The organism is Pseudomonas sp. BN414 (assembly GCF_029871275.1).
Taxonomy (GTDB): Bacteria; Pseudomonadota; Gammaproteobacteria; order Pseudomonadales; family Pseudomonadaceae; genus Metapseudomonas; species Metapseudomonas resinovorans_C.
Map to the genome: position 1 here is coordinate 85191 of NZ_SSOL01000050.1, position 25091 is coordinate 110281.

Annotated in this window: 18 protein-coding genes; 9 read left to right on the plus strand and 9 right to left on the minus strand. The window is 60.8% G+C overall.

Going from position 1 to position 25091, the window contains the following annotated elements:
* The first annotated feature begins 38 nt into the window (after positions 1–38).
* The 5 genes from E8E95_RS10035 (at position 39) to E8E95_RS10055 (ending at position 7487) form a co-directional block, all read left to right on the plus strand.
* Positions 39–1040 (plus strand): HAD family hydrolase, encoded by a 1002-nt coding sequence (locus E8E95_RS10035; protein ID WP_280349691.1) that lies wholly within the window; start codon positions 39–41, stop codon positions 1038–1040.
* A 108-nt stretch (positions 1041–1148) separates the two neighbouring features.
* Complete coding sequence (locus E8E95_RS10040; RefSeq protein WP_280349692.1) at positions 1149–2717, plus strand: arylsulfatase; 1569 nt, start codon at positions 1149–1151, stop codon at positions 2715–2717.
* Between the two features lie 81 nt (positions 2718–2798).
* Complete coding sequence (locus E8E95_RS10045; RefSeq protein WP_280349693.1) at positions 2799–5339, plus strand: fused MFS/spermidine synthase; 2541 nt, start codon at positions 2799–2801, stop codon at positions 5337–5339.
* 539 nt (positions 5340–5878) lie between these two features.
* The gene (locus tag E8E95_RS10050; protein WP_280349694.1) at positions 5879–6385 is read left to right on the plus strand and encodes a BRO family protein; all 507 of its coding nucleotides are present in this window, start codon (positions 5879–5881) and stop codon (positions 6383–6385) included.
* Between the two features lie 61 nt (positions 6386–6446).
* Positions 6447–7487, plus strand: coding sequence for a fimbrial protein (locus E8E95_RS10055; protein WP_280349695.1), 1041 nt, complete (start codon positions 6447–6449; stop codon positions 7485–7487).
* An 86-nt stretch (positions 7488–7573) separates the two neighbouring features.
* Here E8E95_RS10055 and E8E95_RS10060 read toward each other — a convergent pair whose 3' ends face one another.
* The 5 genes from E8E95_RS10060 to E8E95_RS10080 all read right to left on the minus strand — a co-directional run bounded on the left by E8E95_RS10060 (position 7574) and on the right by E8E95_RS10080 (position 12453).
* Complete coding sequence (locus E8E95_RS10060; RefSeq protein ID WP_280349696.1) at positions 7574–9016, minus strand: cytosine permease; 1443 nt, start codon at positions 9014–9016, stop codon at positions 7574–7576.
* A 468-nt stretch (positions 9017–9484) separates the two neighbouring features.
* Entirely contained in the window at positions 9485–10906 is a 1422-nt protein-coding gene (locus E8E95_RS10065; RefSeq protein ID WP_280349697.1) for an amidase, read from the minus strand.
* Positions 10907–10908: 2 nt separating this feature from the next.
* Positions 10909–11499, minus strand: a complete 591-nt coding sequence (gene betI, locus E8E95_RS10070) for a transcriptional regulator BetI (protein ID WP_280349698.1) — start codon at positions 11497–11499, stop codon at positions 10909–10911.
* Positions 11500–11821: 322 nt separating this feature from the next.
* Positions 11822–12157: a hypothetical protein gene (locus E8E95_RS10075; protein WP_280349699.1), complete on the minus strand. Its 336-nt coding sequence runs from the start codon at positions 12155–12157 to the stop codon at positions 11822–11824.
* A 50-nt stretch (positions 12158–12207) separates the two neighbouring features.
* Positions 12208–12453, minus strand: a complete 246-nt coding sequence (locus E8E95_RS10080; RefSeq protein WP_077527273.1) for a hypothetical protein — start codon at positions 12451–12453, stop codon at positions 12208–12210.
* A gap of 278 nt (positions 12454–12731) precedes the next feature.
* Here E8E95_RS10080 and E8E95_RS10085 point away from each other — a divergent pair, with 278 nt between their 5' ends.
* Together E8E95_RS10085 and E8E95_RS10090 are read left to right on the plus strand one after the other, a co-directional pair.
* Entirely contained in the window at positions 12732–13868 is a 1137-nt protein-coding gene (locus E8E95_RS10085; protein WP_280349700.1) for a two-component system response regulator, read from the plus strand.
* A gap of 89 nt (positions 13869–13957) precedes the next feature.
* Complete coding sequence (locus tag E8E95_RS10090; RefSeq protein ID WP_280349701.1) at positions 13958–18334, plus strand: response regulator; 4377 nt, start codon at positions 13958–13960, stop codon at positions 18332–18334.
* 149 nt (positions 18335–18483) lie between these two features.
* Here the strand turns inward: E8E95_RS10090 and arcD are convergent, their stop codons facing one another.
* From arcD to E8E95_RS10105, 3 genes are all read right to left on the minus strand, one after another.
* Positions 18484–19974: an arginine-ornithine antiporter gene (arcD, locus tag E8E95_RS10095; protein ID WP_280349702.1), complete on the minus strand. Its 1491-nt coding sequence runs from the start codon at positions 19972–19974 to the stop codon at positions 18484–18486.
* Positions 19975–20333: 359 nt separating this feature from the next.
* On the minus strand, positions 20334–21008 hold the full coding sequence (locus E8E95_RS10100) for a MarC family NAAT transporter (protein ID WP_280349703.1): 675 nt from the start codon (positions 21006–21008) through the stop codon (positions 20334–20336).
* A gap of 435 nt (positions 21009–21443) precedes the next feature.
* Positions 21444–22319 carry a LysR family transcriptional regulator gene (locus tag E8E95_RS10105; RefSeq protein WP_280349704.1) on the minus strand — a complete coding sequence of 292 codons (876 nt, stop codon included), beginning with the start codon at positions 22317–22319 and terminating at the stop codon, positions 21444–21446.
* A 185-nt stretch (positions 22320–22504) separates the two neighbouring features.
* Between E8E95_RS10105 and E8E95_RS10110 the strand changes: the two genes are divergently transcribed.
* The gene (locus E8E95_RS10110) at positions 22505–23458 is read left to right on the plus strand and encodes a DMT family transporter (protein ID WP_280349705.1); all 954 of its coding nucleotides are present in this window, start codon (positions 22505–22507) and stop codon (positions 23456–23458) included.
* Between the two features lie 164 nt (positions 23459–23622).
* On the plus strand, positions 23623–23874 hold the full coding sequence (locus E8E95_RS10115) for a hypothetical protein (RefSeq protein WP_179061918.1): 252 nt from the start codon (positions 23623–23625) through the stop codon (positions 23872–23874).
* 104 nt (positions 23875–23978) lie between these two features.
* Here the strand turns inward: E8E95_RS10115 and E8E95_RS10120 are convergent.
* On the minus strand, positions 23979–25091 hold a 1113-nt coding region (locus tag E8E95_RS10120), incomplete at its 5' end, for an aldehyde dehydrogenase family protein (RefSeq protein ID WP_280349706.1).

Here is a 25091-nt window from a genome sequence, read left to right on the forward strand (position 1 = left end):
GGTGGTGCCAGGTAAATCGCTCTCAGCAAGGACGTCACATGCACCCATCATCTGCCCTGAATAACTTGCGCTGGTGGTTCACATTGCTCCTGGTCTTGCCTTTGCTGGCGCAGGCGCAAGACCCGTTGCCATCCTGGAAGGACGGCCCGTCGCGCAAATCCATCGAGGCCTTCGTCGCGGCGGTGACTACGGAAGGGGGCAAGGATTTCGTGCCGGAGGCCGAGCGCATTGCCGTCTTCGACAATGACGGCACCTTGTGGAGCGAGCAGCCGATGTACTTCGAGGTGCTGTTCGCCATGGATGAGGTCAGGCGCCTGGCACCGCAGCATCCCGAATGGAAAGAGCAGCAGCCCTTCAAGGCCGTTCTCGAAGGTGACCATAAGGCCCTGGCCGAAAGCGGTTCGGAAGGGATGATGAAAATTATCGGCGCCACCCATACCGGGATGAGTACCGACGAGTTCATCGCCCTCAGCCGGAGCTGGCTGGCCAAGTCCGTGCATCCGCGCAGCCAGAAACCCTATACCGAGATGATCTTCCAGCCGATGCGGGAACTGCTGGCTTTTCTGCGGGTAAATGGCTTCAAGACCTACATCGTCTCCGGGGGTGAAGTGGCCTTCATGCGCGCCTTCGCCGAAGAGGTTTATGGCGTTCCGCCGGAACAGGTGATCGGCACCAATTTCGCGTCGCAGTTCCAGGACAAGGACGGCAAGTTGTCGATCCAGCGCCTGCCCAAGCTCCTGCACAACGATGACGGCCCGGGCAAGCCGGTGAGCATCGACACCATCATCGGCCGGCGACCTATCTTCGCCTTCGGCAATTCCGACGGCGACCTGCAGATGCTCCAGTGGACCATGGCCGGGGAGGGCAAGCGCTTCGCCGGACTGGTTCACCACACCGACTCCACGCGCGAATGGGCCTATGACCGGGAAAGCAAAATCGGTCGGCTGGACAAGGCGCTGGACGCGGCAAAGGCCGGCAACTGGACAGTGGTGGACATGGCGACGGAGTGGCGCCGGGTCTATCCCTTCGAAACCAACTGACCACCCCTAACGAGAAACCGCAGGGACACAGGGACACTAGCCGGGCAGTCGGTATCTCTCGTGTACGTAGTCGTGGCGACACAACAACGTAAGACGGAGTAAGGCCATATGAAGCGCAGTGGAAAATGGATAACGACATTTGCCCTGGCCGCGACAGCGGCAATGGGCATCTGTACCGCAAACGCGGCTGACAAGCCGAACATCCTGGTGATATTCGGTGACGACATCGGGCAGACCAATATCAGCGCCTACAGCAAGGGCGTGGTGGGCTACCAGACGCCGAACATCGATCGCATCGCCAAGGAAGGCATGATGTTCACCGACTACTACGCGGAGAACAGTTGCACTGCGGGGCGTTCGACCTTCATTACCGGCCAGGCGATTTTGCGCACAGGCTTGTCCAAGGTCGGCATGCCCGGCGTGCCGGTGGGGCTGCAGGCGCGCGACGTCACCATCGCCCAGGCGCTCAAGTCTCACGGCTATGCCACCGGCCAGTTCGGCAAGAACCACTTGGGCGACCGGGATGAGTACCTGCCGACCAACCATGGTTTCGATGAATTCTTCGGAAACCTCTATCACCTCAACGCCGAGGAAGAGCCCGAACGCCCCTATTGGCCGAAGGATGATGCGGCCTTCGTCAAGGCTGCCTCGCCCCGTGGTGTGATCAAGTCCAGTGCCGACGGCAAGATCGAGGACACCGGTGCGCTGAACAGCAAGCGCATGGAAACCATCGATGACGAAACCACCCAGGCCGCCATCAACTTCATCGACAAACAGGTCAAGGCCGACAAGCCATTCTTCGTCTGGATGAACACGACGCGCATGCACGCCTTCACCCACGTGCGCGAATCCATGAAAGGGCAGAGCGGCATGGCGGGCAACGATTACGCCGACGGCATGCTCGAGCACGATGGCGACGTGGGCAAACTGCTCAAGACCCTGGATGACCTCAAGATCACCGACAACACCATCGTGGTCTACACCACCGACAACGGCCCGAACCAGTGGTCCTGGCCGGATGCCGCGACCACACCGTTCCGCAACGAGAAGAACTCCAACTGGGAGGGCGCCTATCGGGTACCGGCGATGATTCGTTGGCCGGGCAAGGTCAAGCCGGACTCCATCTCGACCCAGATGTTCTCCGGTCTCGACTGGTTCCCGACGCTGCTTGCCGCGGTGGGTGACACGGACATCAAGGATCGGCTGCTCAAGGGCACCGACCTCGGCGGCAAGAGCTTCAAGGTGCACCTGGATGGCTACAACCAGTTGGACTACCTGACTGGCAAATCCGACAAGAGTGCGCGAAACGAGTTCTACTACTTCAACGACGACGCAGAACTGGTGGGCATGCGCTTCGCCGACTGGAAGATCGTCTGGTGCGAACAGCGTGCACCGGGCGGCCTGAAAGTCTGGAGCGAGCCCTTCACCTGCCTGCGGGTGCCCAAGCTGTTCAACCTGCGCATGGACCCGTACGAGCGGGCGGATGTGGTTTCGGACCAGTACTACGACTGGCTGACCAAGAACGACTACCTGCTCTTCCAGGGCACGCAGAAGGCGGCAGGTTTCCTGCAGACCTTCGTCGACTACCCGCCGAGCCAGCGTCCGGCGAGCTTCAGCATCGACCAGATCCGCGCCGACGTAGACAAGAAAATCGAAGAGAAGATGAAACAGCAGTAGATCGACCTGGTGCCCGCCCCCTGGCGGGCACCTTCCTTTCAACTACCTTCTGCGGGTTGCCCAATCCGATAAGGCCAGTCGATGTCCTCAGCCGCGAGTTCGTCCCGTGCGCGTTCCCGGGCCACGGTGCGTGAAGATGCCCGCAAACGGCTTCCCTTGCAGATACTCCTTCCCGCAGCGTTGCTGTTCGTTTCCGGCGGCGCGGCGCTGGTCTACCAGGTCCTCTGGGTCAAACAGCTTTCGCTGGTGGTTGGGGTGGAGGTCTATGCCGTCACCACCGGCATCAGTGCCTTCTTCGCCGGGCTCGCCCTGGGTGGGCTGGTCTTCGGTCGCTGGGCCGACCGCCTGCGTCGCCCGGTGCGCCTTTATGCCTTGCTGGAGCTTGCGGTGGCCGTGCTGGGCGTTGGCGCCACGCTGGCCCTGGCCAACTCGGCCGGCCTGTTCGCACGGCTCGAAGACCGGATCGGCCTGCTCGCCTGGCTGTTGCCCTTCCTGCTGGTAGGCCTGCCTGCCTTTCTCATGGGCGGCACCTTGCCGGTGCTGGTCCGTTCCCTCACGCCTGCCGACGGCCAGATGGGCGAAGCCGGTGGGCGGCTTTACGCGGCCAACACCGCTGGCGCCATTGCCGGCACCTTGCTGGCAGCCTTCATCCTGCTGCCGCTATTGGGGGTAACCGGCAGCGCTCTCGCGGCCGCTTGCCTGAACCTGCTGGCCGCAGCCGGCGCCTGGGTCACCCGGCGCGGTGACGATCTGCCGGAGCAGGCGTCCACAACCTCGCGGATACCGCGCTCATCCGGGGCGCGCCTCGCCATCGCCCTGTATTGCGTCGCGGGCGGTGTGGCGCTTGGCTACGAAGTGGTCTGGAGCCAGTCCATCGTTCAGTTCATGAGCACCCGCACCTTCGCCTTCGCCATGGTGCTCGCCACCTACCTGACCGGCTTGGTGCTGGGTAGCGCCCTGTATGCCCGCCGTGCCGACCGGATTCGGGACCCCTGGGGCCTGTTCGGCTTGTTGATCGCTGCTGCTGGCCTGATCGCCTTGTTGCAGGTGGCGGGCCTCGGCCGCTGGTTGGTGATCGCCCAGACCCAGATTGAAATGCTCGTGCTGCAGGCCACAGGTAACGAGTTGGCTGGCATGTGCGCGCGCTTCGCCACGGCGGCGCTGAGCATGGTCTTTCTTCCCACGACCTTGCTAGGCGCTGCGTTCCCGCTGGCCCTGCGGCTTTCAGTGGACAGCGGACATGTCGGTCGCGATGTGGGCGCGGTAGTCGCCCTCAACACCTTGGGTGGCATTCTCGGCGTGATGCTCACTGGCTTCCTGCTGGTGCCCAGCGTGGGCCTGGTGCGTACCCTGGCTATCCTCGCCCTGCTGGCGGCGCTGGTGGGCTGTATCGCCGCCTTGCGGGGTGCCAATGTCAGCCGGGGCAAGCGCGGCGCGATCCTGGCGGTGGCCTTGGCAACGCTGGTTGTCGGCATTCTCACGCCGCCCCAGCGCCTGGCGGAACTGCTGCCCGGCGCGCGCAATGGGCAGATCACCTTCTACGAGGAGGGCAGGGGTGGCACCGTCGCCGTCGTGACCCAGGGACGGCAGGGGCGCGAATTCAGCCGCCTGTACATCCAGGGTGTGTCCAACACTGGCGACGCCATGCCGTCATTGCGCTACATGCGTCTGCAAGCCTTACTGCCGCTGCTTATCCAGCGTCACGAGCCAAGGTCGGCGCTGGTCATCGGTTTCGGCACTGGCATCACCGCGGGCGCCATGTTGCGTTATCCCAGTTTGCAACGACCGGTGGTGGCAGAGTTGCTGCCCGAGGTGCTGGCCGCCGCGTCGCTGTTCCACGGCAATTTCGACGCTGTGAATGACCCCCGCCTAGATATCCGCCTGCGCGATGGCCGCCGTGAACTGCTGCGCAGCACCGAGCGCTACGACCTGGTCACCCTGGAGCCGCCACCCCCCTCGGCAGCTGGGGTGGTCAACCTTTACTCGAGGGACTTCTATCAGTTGGCCGCCTCGCGGTTGCAGCCCGGCGGCCTCGTTGCCCAATGGTTGCCGCTACCGACACAGAACCTGGATGACAGCCGCTCCCTGGTGCGCAGTTTCCTCGATGTGTTCCCCCATGCGTCGCTCTGGACCACCGAATTCCACGAGATGCTGCTGATCGGTTCCCTGGAGCCCCAGGAGCTGGATGTCACGCGAATTCGCCAACGCTTCGCGCAACCCGAAGTCGCTGGGGCGCTGGCAGAAGTGGGGGTCGATTCTGCGGCGGCGCTGCTGGCCACCTGGGTGACCGATCGTGACGGGCTGGAACGCTTTGCCGGCGATGCACTTGCGGTCACCGATGACCACCCGCGCATCGAGTACGCACCCTGGGTACGCAGCAAGGAGATCACGCGGGTCCTGCCGGAGTTGCTGGCCCTGCGCACGCCACCGCCGCTGGTGAACACGGACGCCGGTTTCCGTGGCGCCGTGGACGACCAATGGCGCTCGCTGGCGCGCTTCTATGCTTTGACGCTGCACGCCTACAACGGCAATCGCCAAGCCTGGGCCCGCGAAGTCCAAGAGCTGGCGCGCAGCGACGGCGACAACCCCTATTACCGCTGGTTCATCGGTAATGGGCAGTAGGCGAGCAATGGTGTGGGCTCTGCTTTTATAGGTTGTGGCGGGTGGCGGTCCGCTAGAGCGGAGCGAAACCCAACGATCGGTGCTGCAATGTTGGGCCTCGTTCCTCGGACCAACCTACGGCAGGACTGCGTCCTGCTTGGCGAATGAATTCGCCCCTACAGGAAAGTCGCGCGGTTTTTCCTAAGACTTTTCCTACAGCTCTCGTCCTGCGACGAGTCGCGCTGCCCACAGTCAACCTTCCTACGCGCCTATAACCTTGAACGCTTACAAACGCGATGGATAGAGTGCCCGCCGTCACGGTTAGTCGTGACCGGGTTTGACGACCCGAACTAGTTAGGTGCGGTAGCGCCATGCGGTGCATGTGAGAGCAATCTTGCAGGCATCGGCGCTTGGGCAGTTCTGGACTGCCTACTTCATGGCGGATCGTGTGGGGAGACCTTTGGGTCTGCCGGGTCCTAACTAGCCGGTTCGTCAACCCCACGCGATCCGCCTCCTTTCTTTGACGGCGGGTTCCTTCAGGAACGAAGTGGAGCTTCAGCATGCATGACGCATATATCCCCGTCGTTTTCCAACGCCATTCCCACCAACTGCGCGCCGTAATGATCGACAACCAACCGTGGTTTGTCGCCACGGACTTCGCCCGCCTCATTGGCGCCCAGCGCCCTTATCGCCTGCCCAATCGCATGGACCCGCACCAGAAGCGCAATGTGCTGCTGCAGTACGCCAGCGGCCTACGTGAAGAGGTGGAGGTGATCAGCGATGCCGGGGCCTACAAGGCGCTGTACCGCTTCGGCCACCCGGAACATCGGGTGATCAGCCAGTGGTTGAGCGAAGTGCTGGTACCGACGCTGCATGACTATCACCGCGTCGCGGATGCCTCGCCCCAGCGGGCCTTCATGACCTGGGCCAACCAGCGCATTGGGGTGGTGAAGTGGCAAGGGGAGATCTGGATCGCCCGCAGGGACCTGCCTGTGTTCTTGGCCGCAACTGATGACCCGCAACTGCGGGGTGATTCGGCCTGGAGTAGGGCGCCTAGTGGAGATTGAGGGGGGAGGCCCCAATGATTTCCCTATCTCGCATTTCCAACCCTGAAGGGGGCTAAACGCCTTGAGCATCAACACAACTTGGATACATCAAGAGCCAGTCAGACTGGCGCTATTTCTGCTCGGTTTCGTTCCAGCACTTGCCACCGCCATTCCCGGTGAGGACTTCTGCGTTTGGACGATATATCCGCCGTCCCCGAGCATGACGCTGGAGCTGCCTGACCCCGTATTGCTCATCGACGAGCGAGTGCCGGTGGGGGCGGTCATGTTGACCAGATCGCTTCGTAGCAGCTCTCTGGAGGTGGGAAGGATGATCTGCGACATCGCACCGAATTTCCATAAGTACGAACTTCATGGCCTCAGCTTGGTACCGGGCTATTCCGACGTATACGAAAGCGGTATCGAAGGGATCGGGCTGAAAATTTTCAGTCATGGAGCCATAGGCGGAATGGGCTCTGCCGATAGCGGATATCTGCCCAGCAATGACAACTCTGCCACGGAACCCTTTCGGCCTCGTAACCGCTTCGAGCTGGAGCTCATTCGCGTGGGGCAGCGTGTGGGGGCAGGGACGATACCCCTTGATTTTCGTGTTTCCTTGACCAGCTGGGTATACAGCGCAGGTTCCTTCCCGCGGTTGAGCTGGCAAGGTACCGGGAGTGCCACGGTCATCAACGAGGCCATGTATGCCAGTTGCGAACCGGTAAAACCTGTCGACACCGTCGACATGGGCGACGTACTGGGCAAGGACCTGATAGCGGGGCGGGCTCCCGTGAAGACCTTCTCCTTCGACGTCCGCTGCAAGGGGCTGAAGCGCCCGAACCATTTGGTCCGGGCGTATTTCGAAGGAAACTCGCCAGGGACCGGCCTACTCGACATCCAGGCTGGAGCCGAACAAGCAAGTGGTGTGGCGCTGGCCCTGAAAGATGCCCAGGACAATCCTTTGCATTTCGGTACTGGTCGCAAATATCCGCTCGGACTGACCGGGGAAGATGCCGAGGGGCACCTCTACCGTTTTGAAGGAAGCTCCCAGTACGTTCGGACTGACGGCCCACTCACTACCGGCCAGGCGGACGCGGCGCTCACCTACGTGCTGGATTACAACTGAACTCGGCACTGCACCGTTGGTTGCAGGCGGCAGTTCAATTCCACTCACGTGAATCATGGGTGGCGTACCACCCATGATTCTGGTCGCTACCGGGCGGCGCTATTTTCCAGTCCGAAGTCGAGACTGCCGACTCTATTCAACTCCTGCTGAATGTTCTGCGAACGGCAAAGGAACCAATAGACCAGCGCCGAAGCTGCAAGTCCGATAGGCATGCTGATATCGGCGCCGTCCAGCCTTTCAGAGATGAAGCCGGTGTAAAGCCCGGTATTGGAGAAGGGCAGCATGATCATGAACCCAACGATGTACGCCCCAATGCCGCGCCAGTTCCATTTTCCATAGATCCCGTTTGGGTTGAATATTTCCTTTATGGAGTATTTCCCGTGGCGAACGCCGTAAAAATCCACGAGGTTGATTGCCGTCCAGGGCGTGAACAGATAGAGCAGGATTGCCAGGAAATCACCAAACTCTTTTACGAAGTCGGCGGATGCGGATAGAGCAATCAGCATCGCGGAACTGCCGACGACGACCATTGCGATAATGCGTTTCAGAAGGGTGGATTTCTGGGTCTTTATCGTGTCGATGATGCTAAGAAGGGTAATGGACGCGCCATAGAAGTTTTGTGCCGCACTGGTAATCAGAATGAGCACCGAGATGATCACCAGGGTTTCGCCGAATCCCGAGAAGACCATGTTTCCCAGCATCACCAGGCCGGCGGCGAGGTTCTGGCCGGGGCTGAGGGCGGTGGCTATCGCGCCGATCAGCATCATCCAGACGCCGCCGATCATGGCGCCCATGTAGGTCCACCAGAACGAGGCGCGAACGCTGACGTTGGCAGGCAGGTAGCGGGAATAGTCGGAAACGTAGATGGCCCAGCTCAGTTGGTAGGCGGCAGCAACGAAGAACTGAGCCAGGAAGGCATTGAGCTTGAACTCGCTCAAGGTCAGTTGATTGGCCGGAAGTTTCATGGACAGGAGCAGGCCGATGGTAAGCGCCAGCATGAGTGCGACCATCAGAAAGGCCAGGCCCCGCTGGACCTTGTGGAAGGTGTTGTACCCAGCAACCGCCATGATGATTGCCAGTAGCGAGAAGACCAGGGCCGAGCCGTTCTCGGAGACGCCTAGCAATTCATGCAAGGTCTGCCCAACCAGTAGTTGGTTGAAGGCGTTGTAGCCGACGTAGGTGACGATAGCCACGAGGTAGACGAGCAGGGCGCCGAGATAGCCGAACTGGGGACGGGACTGGATGAGTTGCGGCAGGCCCATTTGCGGACCCTGGGTGGAGTGTCCGGCCATGAACAGCGTACCGAAGGCACAACCGAGAATGATGGCGATGGCGGACCACAACAGATTGGCGCCCATGCCGATACCGATGATTCCCACGGCCAGGGTCGTCAGCTGTGCTCCACCGCAGAACCAGATGGGCCACAGGTGCCAGGCCTTGCCATGGCGTTCTGAATGTGGAACGTGGTCAATGGAGCGTACTTCCAGATTGAAACGTCCAGCAGATGAGGGGTTTTCTTTGGCTAACATGATCTTCGTACCTATCTTTCTTGTCGTAGTACATTTGTTAGGCAGAAAAGCAAATAAGTTAAGGGGCTTGCCAGATTGCAGGCGCTTTTAAAGTGCTGATTTAAAGTTGAAAATCCATTTTCAGGTTCTTGCCTCTTGCCTCTTGCTTCTGGCGATACCGTTAAGCTTTTTGCTTATTTGTGCGTTCGGGTTGGGGCTTCAACGTGTCCGTTTCTGGCGGCGTGAAATTGGTGTTTCCCGGCAAGGCTACAAAGTTGATGAGTGTCGATTCATTGCATCGGGATGTCCTCGTCTTATCATGTTCTGGAAACTCATAATTTCCCTCTCCAGGAGAATTGCAGGCGCAGCGAGTCGCTAATGGTGAATAGGCTTCGCGCGCTATTCATTTCATTAGTTCAATGCGTCCTGCGGGTGGGTGTGGGGTCGTTCTATTTAAGTTGGCAGGGCTGAGAGGTCAGTTCTGCGCACTTATTCCTGGGACAGAACTCTCGCGGAAAAGCTTTTCTCGATTTCACTGGCCAGTCTGAGAATGGTTTCCTCATCGCCAAATCTTCCGACTATCTGCAGTCCAATCGGCAGCCCGTTGCCCATGACGCCCACCGGTACGCTGATAGCGGGTTGACCGGTGAGGTTGAAGACTTCGGTGAAGGGGGAGAAGGCATAGGCATTTTCGTACCAGACCTCCAACTGCTTCTCCCCGGAAGCGGTGAACCCACCGATCAGGGGCGGAGCGAGCGCCACCGTAGGCGTGATCAGCACATCGATCTCCGTGAAGCTTGCCGCGATACGACGTGAGACGCGGTTCTGCACGGACCTTGCGTGATGGACATCGAGGGCGGAACGGCGGGACGACTGCTTGTACATTTCGTACGTGATCCATTCGACATCGCCTTCGCCGACGGGGCGGCCCAGTGTCGCTGCCTGATGCGCCATCAGGGCTTCGATTTCGAGCTGCCAGAAGACGGCTGCGGCATCGCCCGCGCCCGTCAGGTCCGGCCAGTTGAAGTCGCGCAGCTTGTGGCCTTCAGAGCCGAGGAAGTCCACCACGCGGAGAACCGCGTTACGTATGGACTCGTCTATATCCGAGCCGTCGGGGCGGGTGCAGCTGAAGGCAATGTTCAACGAGGGCGAAGCCCTGTTCAGGCTCTCCAGCCAGGAGGACGGCGCAGCTGGCGCCGCATAAGGCGCGCCGGACTCGTAGCCGGCCAGGACGTCCAGCAGCAAGGCGGTGTCGCGGACGGTCCTGGTCAGCACGTGTTCGCTATCGAGACCGCCGACGAACTCCCCGACATGGGGACCGACCGGGTTACGTCCGCGGCTGGGCTTCAAACCGACGACACCGCAGACAGATGCCGGGACGCGGATCGAGCCGCCGCAGTCGGTTCCGTGAGCCACAGGTACCATGCCGGCACCTACCGCGCAGGCCGAGCCGCCACTCGAACCACCGGATGCGTACTTCGGATTCCTGGGGTTTCGGCAGGGGCCGAAGTACTCGGGCTCGGTGACGAAGTCCCCGGCGAACTCCGGCGTCTTGGTCTTCCCCAGAATGATCGCTCCGGCATTGCGCAGACGCGTGACGAGCTCGCTGTCAGCCTTTGCCGCCGCTGCATCCTTGTACAGACGGGAACCGTGTCGGGTTGCGAAGCCTTCGACGTCGATGTTGGTGTCCTTAATCAGCATGGGCAGCCCCGCCAGGGAGCCTTGCCCATGGCTTGTGGCTGCCCGCCGGGCGCATTCGGCATCAATGGACACGACCGCCCCCAGTTCGTGGTCCTGGATTTCGATTTCATTGATCGAAAGGTCGACCAATTCCAGGGCGGTGACTTCCCCAGCCTTTACCAGCTGAACAAGGCTTACCGCATCGAAGTTCTTATATTCATCGCGAGTCATATCTACACCTTCAGGTCAAAACCAAGGAGGTTGTTCAGGAACTCATAAGCCAGTCGGCGGGATTCGCCGATCGTTTCCGGAGTAGGGTCCACTGCTGCCCGCAACCACAGGCCGTCGATGAACACCGCGATCATCTGGGCCTTATATCGAGCCGTGGTCTTATCCATGCTTTTCGCCAAAGCATGGAATAGCAGTGAGTGGCTGCGGCGCGCCACGATGTTCTGGATCCGCTGGAATTGCGGTGACTGGGGGACTTGCGCCCAGAAGGCCAACCAGGCGGCGACGTTCTCGCGTGTCAGGTTCAATGCGCTGACGTTGCCTTCAACGAAGGCCTGAACCCGTTCGGAAGGCGTCGTGGATTGCCGGAGGTGATTGAAGATCTCGGCGTTGATTCGCTTGTTCAGCTCTCGCAGGGTCGCTTCGAGCAGGGCGTTCTTGTCCGAGAAGTAGTGATGCACTATCCCGTTGGACATGCCCGATCTGGCGCTCACCTGCGCCATGCTCGTACCGGCAAGGCCCTGCTCGCCGATCAGAGAAAGCGTGGCCTCCACCAACTGCTTCTTGCGTATTTCCTGCATTCCTACCTTTGGCATGGTGCGCTCTCTTTTTTCATTGGTCGCTCAATGAATAAAAAATTAGCACCCGTTTTGCCGGACTTGCAAGAAAAAATCTGCGCGCGAGCAAGCGCTGCTGAAGATGCAGATTGATGGGGCGAGGAAAGGGCCGGGCTAGAGCGGATCAGCCTGGCGTTCGGGATTTTTGTAGAAAGGGCGAGCGGTGAGGGCGAGGAAAGTGCGAACGGCAAAGCCGGTAGGGTGCGCCGTGCGCACCGGCGGTTTGACAGGGTATCGAAGCTGACCCTGAAGTCGGTGCGCACAGCTCCCTACGGTTCAATCCGAACTGAATCGTCCCCTCCTACGCGTGCCCGCGCAGCGAGTCCAGGATCGTATTCAGCTTCTCCATCAGTCCGTCTCTCATCTGGTACGACGTAAGGGGGGCATCCGTTGGAGGTGACTCTTCGCACAAAATCGCAAATTCCTCTGCAATCTGTTTGCACAGGTTCTGCAATTTTTCCGGTGTATCCCAGAGCGTTGGCTCCAGGGCCGGCAGCACGATCATGTGGTGGCTGGCGAGGCTTTCGAACTGCAGGTTTATCGCCCCATCTTCTTGACGTGTCACGACGCAGTGAAATCCCGGCATCAACTCTTCAAAGCGAACTTCAAGGTCCCGATTTTCGTTGACGGTGTTCATGGTGGGTCTCCTCAACCCGTAAAGGGAACAGCGATTGCCGAGACGTCGGCTCAACACTCGGGAGAGCTGAATACAGGACAGCCATCCTCATCGATGTGCAGCAACTTGCTAAGTGCGTCCCGGGCAGCAAGCACAGCATCCGTCCGTCGCTTGAAGTGCGTTCGGTCATACACCTGGTGGAGGTGGGGTTCGATATCGAGGTGATGCGGCTTGATGGCGATGAATGCCAGAACGTGATCACCATTGAGATGGGTCTCTGTCCAAGCAGCATGCCCGGGGAAGTCTCGTCGATTCATGGCGGCCTCCTGCAGGGCGCAACGCAGACGCGCGGGATTCTTAATATGGCTCAACGGCCAGAAACCGGGGAGCGTGTCGATGAATGGCTGACGCCGAGCCCCGCCAACCTGGCCAGGCAGGTCCGGTCGGGGGCTGCGGGCATATCGATCAAGGGCGGACAGCACGCGCGTGGTCAAATCCCTGGAATAACCGAACGCTTATCTATACTGACTTCGCACGCCGGTTCCGGAGTACGGATGGAAGACGCAGGGCAATATCCACTTGGGGAGAAATGGAGATGAATCCGGCAAGTCTTGGCGAAAAACCCACAGTCCTGATCGTGGACGACACCCCTGACAACCTGACCCTGCTGGCTGACCTGCTGAAAGTCATCTATCGGGTCAAGGCTGCGCGCGACGGAGACAAGGCGCTGCAGATCGCAGGCAGCGACGACAAGCCCGATCTCATCCTGCTTGACGTGATGATGCCGGGCCTCTCCGGTTTCGATGTCTGCCGCCAACTCAAGGCGCAGCCGCATACCCGTGATATCCCGGTCATCTTCCTCACCACCCAGGGAGCGGTCGAGGACGAGCTTCGCGGCCTGGAGCTTGGCGCGGTCGACTACATCACCAAGCCGATCAATCCGCCCACGGTTCTCCTGCGGGTGGATAACCACCTGAAGATCAAGGCGGCGGCCGACTTTCTGCGCGATCAGAACGACTTCCTCGAACAGGAGATCGCCCGGCGCACCCAGGAGGTGATCGCGATTCAGGACGTGACCATCCAGGCTCTCGCGTCCCTTGCCGAGACCCGCGACAACGAGACCGGTAACCATATCCGGCGCACCCAGCACTACGTGCAGGCGCTCGCTGAGCACTTGAAGGATCACCCTCGTTTTGCCGCTGAGCTGGACGAGAATACCCGTCGCCTGCTGTACAAATCAGCACCGCTTCATGACATCGGCAAGATCGGCATTCCAGACAGCATCCTGCTCAAACCGGGGCGGCTTACGATGGAAGAGTTCGAGGTCATGAAGACGCACACGACGCTCGGCCGTGATGCCCTGCAGCGTGCCGAGGATCAACTCGGCGTGGAGGTTCCCTTCCTGCGTCTGGCCAAGGAAATCGCCTATGGCCACCAGGAAAAATGGGACGGTAGCGGTTATCCCGAGGGCAGGGCAGGCGACCGGATTCCGCTATCGGCACGCCTGATGGCGGTGGCGGACGTCTACGACGCGCTGATCAGCCGTCGCGTCTACAAGCCCGGTATCAGCCATGAAGACGCTGTCGCGTTGATCAGCGAGGAGCGGGGTCGTCATTTCGACCCGGATGTGGTCGACGCTTTCCTGGCGATAAAGGAGCAGTTCCAGGCCATCGCCGAGCGCTACGCCGACAGTGAGCAGGATTTGAAGGCCAAGGCCAGCAGAGGGGCGTGAAGCGCACCCGTGTGAGGCGCTTTCGGACACAGTCGATTGCGTTACCCGAGCCACCCTGTCTGGCGGCCTGCTCATAAAGGCGAATTCAGATGATGCCTCCGTTCGACTTTTTGCAGCGTTTGCCCCTGCGCCTGAAACTGCAGTTCGGCTTCGGCGGGATTCTTCTGCTGGCGCTGTTTCTGGGCCTGTACAGCCTGCGTGTGCAATACCTGCAGAACCAGCAAATCCGCCAGATCTACTCACAGGACATGCTGGGCCTGGTCCATATCGATTCCGCCCGCGTCGCGCTCGCGGAAATTGGCTTGCACCTGCGCCAGTCGGTGCTGGCCAGCGATGACAAGGAGCGATCCGATGCACGGCGACAGCTGACCGCTGCCATCGAGCTGCTTGACCGCGAGATGGAGCTGGCGCGACCGCTCATTTTCCGCGCGCAGAATCAGCAGAACCTCCTCCGTTTCGACATGGCCTTTGCGGAATACCAGCGACAGCTGGATAAAGTGCTGGAGCTACAGGTTTCGAGCGCTTCTCGCAGCGCGGAAAGTACGCGGCTTGCCGCCAGCGCCATGATCGACTCGCCAGCCTTTTTACGAGCGGGGGCCGCGGCCGCCCAAGCGCTTACACAGATGGCCAGGATCAAGCGCGAAGGGGCGGACATCGGCGTGGCGTCGGCAGCCGACCGGCTCGATCGAAGCGTGCAGCTGACCTCGTGGTTGCTGGTGCTTGGAATGCTCGGCGGCATCGTCTTCGGCTATCTCATCAGCCGGTCGATCCGTCGGCCGGCCGAAAGCCTGCGCAAGACGCTGGAGGCGCTGAGCAGCGGAAATCTCGATGTCGAGGTTCCGTTCCAGGACTACCCCAATGAAATCGGCGGACTTTCCCGGGCACTCCTGTCGCTTCAATCGGAAGCCCAGCAGATGGCGGCCCAGCGCTGGCTCAAGACCCATGTGGCGGCCATCAGCCGCGACCTGCAATCGGCGAGCAATTTCACTGAGCTGAGCGAGCGGTTCCTCGGGGCCATTGCGCCGCTGCTGGGTATTGGAAGCGCCACCGCGTACGGCCATGACGAAACCCATCATCGCCTGATCTTGCTGGGGTGCTATGCAGGCTCCACCCAATCACCGCCTCCGCGCCATCTGCGTCTGGGCGAAGGACTGGCCGGCCAGTGCGCGCAGGAACGGCGCACCATCACACTGGAGCAGCCTCCGGCCGACTACCTGCACATAAACTCCAGCCTGGGCGAGGCGGCGCCAGCGGTGGTGACGATCCTGCCGCTGCTGCGCGGCGAACGCCTGCTGGGTGTGCTGGAGCTGGCCAGCTTCCGTCCGCTGGAACCCAATCAGCAGAGCCTGCTCGACGAACTCCTTCCGCTGCTGGTGATGAGCGCGGAAATACTGGAACGCACCTTGCGCACCCACCAACTGCTGGCTGAAACCCGCGAGCAGGCTGCCCAGATGGAGGCGCAGCAGCAAATCATCCAGACCACCAAGGCGTGGTATCGAAGCATCATCGAGTCGGCGCCTGACGGCATGATGGTGGTGGATCGAAGCGGCGCCATCATTCTCGCCAACCCCAAGCTGGAAGAATTGTTCGGTTATGGCAGCGGCGAGCTGATCGGTGTCCGGGTAGAGCAGTTGGTACCAGAAGCCTCCAGGGCCAGGCACGAGCCACTGCGCAACCAATACTTCGAGCAGGGGCATACCCGCCAGATGGGTGGCACCAACACGGACCTGCAGGGACTGCGCAAGGACGGCACCCAGTTCTCGGTGGAAATCGGCCTCTCAAGGCTGCCGGAACTGCACAATCATGAACTGTGCGTGTGCGCGTCGGTCCGTGACATCAGCGAACGACGCGCCATGGAGGCTGTGATCCTGGAAAGCGAAGAACGCCTGAAGAGCATCCTGGACCGCAGTCCGGTGAGCGTCGCGTTCGTAACCCAGGGCCAGATCCATTTTGCCAACCCGAGGTTCGTCGAAACCTTCGGCCTCACCGTCGGTGACATGGTGCCGCAGCTCTACGTCAATCTGCTAGACCGGGACGATGTGTGGACCCAGCTCCAGACTGGCGCACCCTACTACGAACGCGAAGTGCAGATGTACGACAGCCAGGGACGCGAACGCGAAATGCTCGCCACTTATCTGCCGATGCAGTATCGCGGCGAGTTTGGAGTTCTCGGTTGGCTCATCGACATTACCCAACGCAAGGCAGCGGAACGGGCCATGCTCCGCGCCAAGCAGTTGGCCGAGGAAGCGACGCAAGCCAAGAGTCACTTCCTGGCGAACATGAGTCACGAGATCCGCACGCCGATGAACGTCATCATCGGCATGAGCTGCCTGGCCCTGAAGACGGAGCTGGACCGCAAGCAGCGCAACTACGTGGAGAAGATCAACCTCTCGGCGGAAAACTTGCTGGGCATCATCAATGACATCCTCGATTTCTCGAAGATCGAGGCCGGGGCGATGGCCGTCGAGCGAATCGGCTTCCGACTCGAAGATGTGATGGACCACTTCGCCAGCGTGGTTGGCTTCAAGGCCGAGGAGAAGCAGCTGGAGTTGTTGTTCCAGCTCGACTACGACTTGCCCACTGCGCTGCTGGGGGACCCGCTGCGTCTCGGCCAGGTACTGATCAACCTCGGAAACAATGCGGTCAAGTTCACCGAAACCGGGGAAGTCGTGGTTGGCGTCGAGCAGGTTGCCGCCGCCGGGACGGACGTCGAGCTGCACTTCTGGGTCAGGGACACTGGTATCGGGATGACGGCGGAGCAGTGCGAGCGCATCTTCCAGTCCTTCATGCAGGCCGACTCGTCCACCTCACGCAAATACGGCGGCACCGGCCTGGGGCTGGCGATCTCGCAGAAACTGGTGGAACTGATGCACGGCCGGATCTGGGTGGAAAGCGAACCTGGACGTGGCTCGACCTTCCATTTCCACGCCCGCTTCGGCCGCCAGGAAAACGCACGGCCACGGCGGGTCATGCGTGCTGAAGAACTGTTGGGATTGCGCGTGCTGGTGGTCGATGACAATGCCTCGGCCCGGGAAATCCTCGGCACCATGGCTCACAGCTTCGGACTGGAAGTGGACGTTGCGCGCACCGGTCACGAGGCCCTGCAGTTGTTGAACCGCGCCACGCAAAAAGGGCTGCCTTACCGGCTCTTGTTGATCGACTGGAAGATGCCGGAAATCGATGGCATCGAAGCCGTGCGCCAGCTGCACGACGGTGGCGGGGACGTGCCGGCGGTTATCATGGTGACCGCCTTCGGGCGGGAGGACGCCCTCGATGCCGCCCGTGTGCAGGGCGTAACGCTGGATTTCGTGCTCACCAAACCGGTGACGCCGTCCTCACTGCTGGAAGCGATCAACGACGTGCTGGGGGGCGAGTCCCCAACGGAGACCCGCAGCACCGAACGCCACGGCCAGACCGAGAGCGCCAAGGCGGCTCTCGCCGGCAGCCGCGTGCTACTGGCGGAGGACAACCCACTGAACCAGGAGCTGGCGGTGGAGGTGCTCACGGATGCCGGCATCGAGACCGTGCTGGTCAGCAACGGCCAGGAGGCGCTCGATCTGCTGGCGGTCGACCAGCGCTTCGACGGCATTCTCATGGATTGCCAGATGCCCTTGGTGGATGGCTACGAGGCGACCCGTGCGATTCGCCAGCGGCCACAACTGACGAGCATTCCGATCATCGCCATGACCGCCAACAACCTCGCTACCGATCGTCAACTGGCGCTGGACGCGGGCATGAACGATCACATCGCCAAACCGCTGAATCTGAACACCATGTTCGCCACGCTAGCGCGCTGGATCACCCCGGCCCAGGGGCGCACTCTGGCCCCCACGCAGACCGCTGCCACGGTGCAGTCGACCCTGCCTGCATTGCCTGGCATCGACCAGCAGAAAGGGCTCGCCACCTGCAGCGGCAAGCTGTCCCTCTATCAACGGTTGTTGCTGAAGTTTCGCGACGGTCAGCGGGACTTCGCCAACGTCTTCGAAGAAGCGCGAGTCGGAAATGATCCCACCGCCGCCCAGCGCGCCGCCCACAGCCTGCGGGGGGGCGCTGCGAATATCGGGGCGGTGGGGGTGGCGGAGTCAGCTGCTCGGCTGGAGCAGGCCTGCCGGCAGAACGCCCCGGCCGAGCGTATCGACACCTTGTTGGGGGAATTGCTGACCGACCTGGCAAGTGTCGTTCAGGGACTCGCCGCCCTCGACAATGCCCCGGAGTCAACTGGTGCTTCCAACGAGAGCGACCAGGCCCGGCTGTCCGACCTGTTCGATCGCCTCCGGCACTGCCTGGCGCAAAGTGATACAGCTGCCGAAGAACTCATCACGGATATCTGCGACCAGTTTCGAGGTCGGCCGGGGGAAGACACCCTGAGACGGGTGGCCAAGGCAGTGGATTCATTCGATTTCGACCAGGCCCTGGCGCTGCTGGACCAGTTGGAACAGCCGGACCGCAACGCCATTGGCGAATGACCGTAGGAGCTGGCTTGCCAGCGAATGGCCCCGTTTCGCTAGCAAGCTAGCTCCTACAAGGAACAGCTAACGCAGATATAGCCAATGACGTTGCGCCTCCGGTGGGTCCATGGCGGCACAGTGCTTAGTCCGCCATGGACCGTCCTCGATCAGAGGCTGAGGAAGCCGCTGTAGAGGCCGTAGCCTGCGATCAGCGCGCCGATCAGTACCACCAGGAAAATCACCTTCTCCACCCCGGTGAACACCGGCTGGCCCAGCTCGCGCTTGGCCTTGGCGAACAGGATGGCGCCCGGTGCATAGAGGAGGGCCGACAGCAGCAGGTATTGCACGCCTGCTGCGTAGACCAGCCAGACGGCATAGAGCACGGCGACCAGCGCAATCACCAGGTCCTTGGTGCGTTCACCGGGTGCCTGTTCGTAGGTCTCGTTACGGAACGCCAGCAGCAGGGCGTAGGCAGCGGACCAGAAGTACGGCACCAGGATCATCGAAGTCGCCAGGTACAGCAGGCTCAGGTAGGTGGAGCTGTTGAACAGGGTGATGATCAGGAACAGCTGGATCAGCCCGTTGGACAGCCACAAGGCATTGGCCGGGACCTGGTTTGCGTTCTCCTTGCGGAGGAACTCCGGCATGGTGTGATCGCGGGCACTGGCAAACAGAATTTCGGCACACAGCAGGGTCCACGACAACAGCGCACCGGCGAGGGAGACGATCAGCCCCACGCTGATGAGGACGGCTCCCCAATGGCCGACCACGCTTTCCAGCACGCCTGCCATCGACGGGTTCTTCAGGCCGGCCAACTGAGCCTGGGCCATGATCCCCTGGGACAGCACATTCACCAGAACCAGCAGCAGGAGCACCGCGACAAAGCCCACCACGGTGGCCTTGCCGACATCGCTACGCTTCTCGGCGCGCGCGGAGAAAATGCTGGCGCCTTCGATGCCGATGAATACCCAGACGGTGACCAGCATCATGTTGCGGACCTGGTTCATCACCGTTCCCAGGTCACTGTTACCGGCGCCCCAGAAGTCAGACTTGAACACGTCCATCTTGAAGGCCACGGCGGCAATGACGATGAACAGCGCCAGCGGCACCATCTTGGCGATGGTGGTCAGGGTGTTGATGAAGGCGGCTTCCTTGATTCCCCGCAGCACCAGGAAGTGCAGGAACCACAGCAGCACCGACGCACAGATCATCGCCGGCAGGGTGTTGCCCTCGCCGAATATGGGGAAGAAGAAACCCAGCGTGCCGAACAGCAGCACCATGTAGCTGACGTTGCCGATCCAGGCGCTGATCCAGTAGCCCCAGGCCGAAGAGAAGCCCATGTAGTCGCCAAATCCGGCCTTGGCGTATGCATACACCCCGCCATCGAGCTTGGGCTTGCGGTTGGCGAGGGTCTGGAACACGAAGGCCAGCATCAGCATGCCGACCCCGGTGATGAGCCAGCCGATCAGGGTGGCCCCGGCACTGGCGCTGTTAGCGATGTTTTGCGGCAGCGAGAAGATGCCACCGCCCACCATCGAGCCGACGACCAGGGCGATCAGCGCGCCCACCTTCAGTTTGTCGCTGGAGGTAGCGACCTCCGTCTGTTTACCGGGCTCCGCCTGCTTGCCCAGGTCTATGTTGCTGGTTGAGTCGACCATGAAAAGCTCCTTGCCGAAATGGCATTGCGCAAATGAATGGCCGGCCAGCAAGAAATGGTCTTAACCGCACTGCATGACCCTTCGAGTGGTCCACGCCACCGAACAGACTGCTTGACTCTCTGCTGGAGTTGGTTCGCTTCAACTCGCGCCCCGCAGCCGGGCACTGCTCTTTGGATCTCCGAAGTGACAGCTTCGCCCGGTCTGGAGGGATCTGTTCCATACGGCTACTTGGCGCTCCCGTGGGCAGGGCTCCGCTGTCGAAAGCAGTTTTAGTGTAGCGACGGGTTGAAGATTCGACAGGTTATTTCCTGACATGGATATGCGATGGCGATGCGAACATGGTCGCTGGTGGACTGAGTTCATGGATGGCGAAGTAGTTGCACGTTGTTATTGATGAGGGTTTGTACGATTTCTATCGAGCCATTGATGGCGAATTGAACGCCCATGCATACGAGCAGAAATCCCATGATGCGCGATACAGCATCAATACCTGACGGACCGGTAATCCTCATGATCAGATCTGAAGCCCGCAAACAACCCCAGAGTATCAGCGCCGTTGAAAGGAAGATTAACGGCGGGGCTGTCAGTATTACCCAGTGCGGAAAGTTCGTACTGTGCTTGATGGTGGCCGAAGCGCTGATGATCAGAGCAATGGTGCCCGGCCCAGCCGTGCTGGGCATGGCCAGCGGAACGAACGCGAAACTGGCTCGTTCTGCTTCGCCGTTGCCAGAGGCGGAGGGTTGTACGGGTTGAGGAAAAAGCATTTTTGCACCAATTATTATCAGAATTCCTCCGCCCGCAATTCTCAAGCCCGGTATGGAAATATTGAAAACATCCATGATCAGTTCACCTATGTAGTAGGTGAGTATCATGATGAGAAAGACATTAAGTGCCGTGAGGAATCCCAGTTTGTTCTTTTCTTCCCGAGTAAGTCCCCGTGAAAGGGTGAGAAAAAGCGCCACGGTGGTAGGTGGGTTTATCAATGGCAACAAAGCCAGCAATCCCAGCAAAACGGCGTCGAACAAGTCACCCATGCTTCGTCATCCTGAAAGTATTCCGGTGATTCTCTCTACGCCAACGCTTCGCTATTGATATCGATTGCGTCGGTATCGCATCTCAATATAGACGCTGAACTGATTGCATCCCGTGCAGGTGGCACCGATTCATTGTGGGAGCGAATTCATTCGCGAATGGCCGGCGGGGCCGGCCCGTACGGTGGATGGTGCTTTTTCCATCCACCAACATTCGGCGCTGCAACGTTGGCCAACCTACGGCAGGACTGCGTCCTGCTTGGCGAATGAATTCGCCGCCATAGGAAACACGCCGGACTCGAACGTCGGCACCGAATTCTCGTAGGTTGGCGCAGAGCGCAGCGAAGCCCAACGGACGGAGTGTCCGCAGGCGTTGGGCCTCGTTCCTCGGACCAACCTACGACAGGACTGCGTCCTGCTGCCCCTACAAAAAAACGTTCACTCAAGCGTCGAAGCGAACCGGTCTGACAGGAAGTCGATAAACGCCCGCGTCCGGGCCGGGACGAAGTTGCTTGGAGCCCTCAGCGCATAGATGGCGGAGTCTGACGCCCGTGAAATATCCTGTAGCAGCGCGACCAGACGGCCGGACTTCAGGTCGTCGCGCACCATGAACTCTGGCAGACGTGCTATCCCTGCACCGGCCAGGCATAGGGTGCGAATGGCCTCGACACTGTTGCAGGAGAAACTTCCTTCCAGTCGAATCTCCCGGTTCGACGCGGAACGAAACTCCCAATCGTTGAACCGGCTTTCAAAGTTGAGTTTCAAGCACAGGTGTTCCGCGAGATCGGCAGGCCTGGCCGGCACTCCATGCAACTCGAGGTAGCGAGGGGAGGCGCAAATAATGCGTTCATTCGATGCCAGTTTCTGCGCAACCAGACTTGGGTCGGATACCGCGCCGCTCCTTATCGCGACATCGATGCGTTCGTGCCTGAGATCGACAATGGCGTCCGTCAGGGTCAGGTTCACTTTTATATCCGGGTAGGTCCGCATGAAGTCGACGACGGCAGGCACTACATGGTGGTGACCGAAGGCATTTGAAGAGGTCACTCTCAACATGCCCCGTGGCGCATCGGAATCAAGCAGCACGGCAGCTTCCAGGGCCTGGATATCCGCGAGTATCGGCCGTGCTTCGCGCACATACCGCTCCCCAGCATCCGTCAGTGCCACCATCCGCGTCGTGCGCGACAACAGCTGGATACCGAGCCGATCCTCCAGCCGCTGAACGCGTTTGCTGATAGCCGAGTGGGTCATTCCAAGCTTGCGCGCGGCCGGCGAAAAACCACCTGCGTCCACCACTGCAACCAGGATTGCCATGTCGCTGTACCTGTCCATCGGAGCCTCTTTTTTGTTCCGTTATGGAACAGGTCTCTGGAAAATTCAACGAATTCCAATTCTTTCGTACAGGTCAGAGAATGCGTCCGGCGGGACCTGGATCGCCGATCTGCCGGGTCGAGAAAGAACGATCCGGCATGCAGTCACATCCATCCGAGAGCGTAGCGATGAAACCCACATTCACGACTGGCATTGCTGCCGCGACATTCGCCTCCCTCACGTGGTCGATGAACTTCGTCGCGCCACTTTTCATCGGCGAATATTCGATCTTCGATCTTGCGGCCTGCCGATACATCATCTCCGGATTGATTGGTGCGGTGATTCTGCTGGCCAATATCGAATCTTGCCGAAGGCTTGACTGGAAAGACTGGCTGACTGCCGCCGGGCTGGGATTCATCGGGTATGTTGGGTACTTCATGGCGGTTGTCTTGGCGGCTACCTATGCGGGCCCGGTCATCGCGCCTGCCTTTCTGGGGCTGGTGCCCGTCGCTTTGGCCATCAGCGGGAATGTCCAGGGTGGAATCTCCTGGCGATTGCTTCAGGTGCCCTTTGGACTGGCTGCGCTCGGACTGCTCCTGGTCAATGGCCAGAGCGTTGCCCAGGCTGAAGGGCTCTCGCATACCTCGCTGGTTATCGGAATAGGGGCTTCCGTCGCCGCCGTGGCACTGTGGATCTGGTTCGGACTCGCCAATCAACGTGCCCTGATGAAACGCCCCGGCATGAACGCCTGGGTCTGGACCGCCATGATGATGGTCGGAGGGGGGCTGCAAACTCTCGTGTTCATCCCCATCGGAGCAGGCATGGAATTGTTCAACGCCCCCAAGCTGGGATTGGGAGTGGGCGCCATCAGCCATCTGTACCTGCCGGCGCTCATGCTTGCTGCCGTTGCCTCGATGGGCGGGGCGTGGGCCTGGACCCTGGCGTCCCAGCGTCTCCCCATAACGCTCGCCAGCCAACTGCTGTCCCTGGAGATGGTCTTCGCCACGTGCCTGGGGCTGCTGTTCCATCACCGCTGGCCCACGGTTCCGGAGGCCCTGGGTGTTGCACTCATCGTCTTCGGGGTGGTGAAGGCCATCGGCGTCTTCCATGGCCATTCCGGCAAGCTCGCAGTCGCGCATTGAGTGGCTGCGCCAATGCAGGAACTGTTCATTTGATAGGGGAAGGGGCGACCCGTTAGTGCCGTTTGGCAGGTAAGACGTCGCAGAGCGCTCTGAGCGTTATCCTCACCAAAGGCGACTGAAACCGGCTCAAAGGCGAAGTGGAAGCGGAGGCTTCTGGAGGACCGATGAAGCAGAGGCTCCAGCAACGACTACAAACGCAGATTTCCGAGACGCTACCTGGGTTCATGGTGCAGTGTGAGTTCACTGGCAAACACCTGATCGACGTCTATCTGAGGAACGAGAAGACCCGTGAAGCGGCGCGAATTACGGGCGTGAACACGGCTGACCTGACCGGTCCGGGGGCGCTGGATGCAACGGTTGATCAACTGCTGTTCGAGATCGAACTGGCCATCGCATCCCAACGTTCAAAAGAGTGAGCGCGCGGGCTCTGATCGTTCATCTTCGTCTGAAAGCGAAACTTCCCCTGCTTTTTCCAGCCTGAAATGAAGCTGGCAGGCCCGAGGCCCGCCAGCGTTTCGCATCAGTGGGCAATGCAGACCGACTTCAGCTCGGTGTATGCCTCGATCACGGCGCGGCCGAACTCGCGGCCCATGCCGGACTGCTTGACGCCGCCGAAGGGCATGTTCGGGTCCAGCAGCACGTGGGCGTTGACCCACACGGTGCCGGCCTCGATGCGCGGGACCAGGTTCATCGCCTTGGACAGGTCGTTGGTCCACAGGCTGGCGGCCAGGCCGTACACGCTGTCGTTGGCCAGTTCGATCATGGCGTCCTCGTCGGTGAAGGGGATCACCGACAGCACCGGGCCGAAGACTTCCTCGCGCGACACGGTCATCTCGTGGTTCACGTCGGCCAGCACGGTGGGCTGAACGAAGAAGCCGTCGCCTTCCAGGCGCTCGCCACCGGCGACCACGCGGGCGCCTTCCTGGCGGGCCAGGTCAATGTGCTTGAGCACATTCAGCTGCTGCTTGCGCGAGACCAGCGGGTTGATCGCCGCGTCCTGGTCCATGCCCGGACCGATGGACAGGCCCTTCACCGCAGCGGCCAGGCCTTCGACGAAGGGCTCGTAGATGGACTGGTGCACGTAGAAGCGCGAGGCCGCGGCGCAGACCTGACCGTTGTTCAGCAGGCCGCCGAGCAGCGCGCCCTGCACCGCCTTCTCCACGTCGGCATCGGCCAGCAGGATCATCGGGTTCTTGCCACCCAGCTCCAGGGCGAAGCGGGTCATGTTCTCCATGCAGGCCACGCCGACGCTCTTGCCCACGGCGGTGGAGCCGGTGAAGGACACCTTGCTGATCAGCGGGTGCGACGCCAGGGCGTTACCCACGGTGCTGCCACCGCCGGTGACGACGTTGAACACGCCGGCCGGGATGCCCGCTTCGAAGGCCAGTTCGGCCAGGCGCAGGGCGGTCAGCGGGGTTTCGCTGGCGGGCTTGATGACCACGGTGCAGCCGGTGGCCAGCGCCGGCATGGCCTTCCAGGTGGTGATCATCAGCGGGAAGTTCCACGGCACGATGCCAGCGACCACGCCCACCGGCTCACGACGAGCGAAGGCGGTGAAGCGCGAGCCCGGCGGGATCGGGATGGACACGTCCATGGTCTGGCCTTCGATCTTGGTCGCCCAGCCGGCCATGTA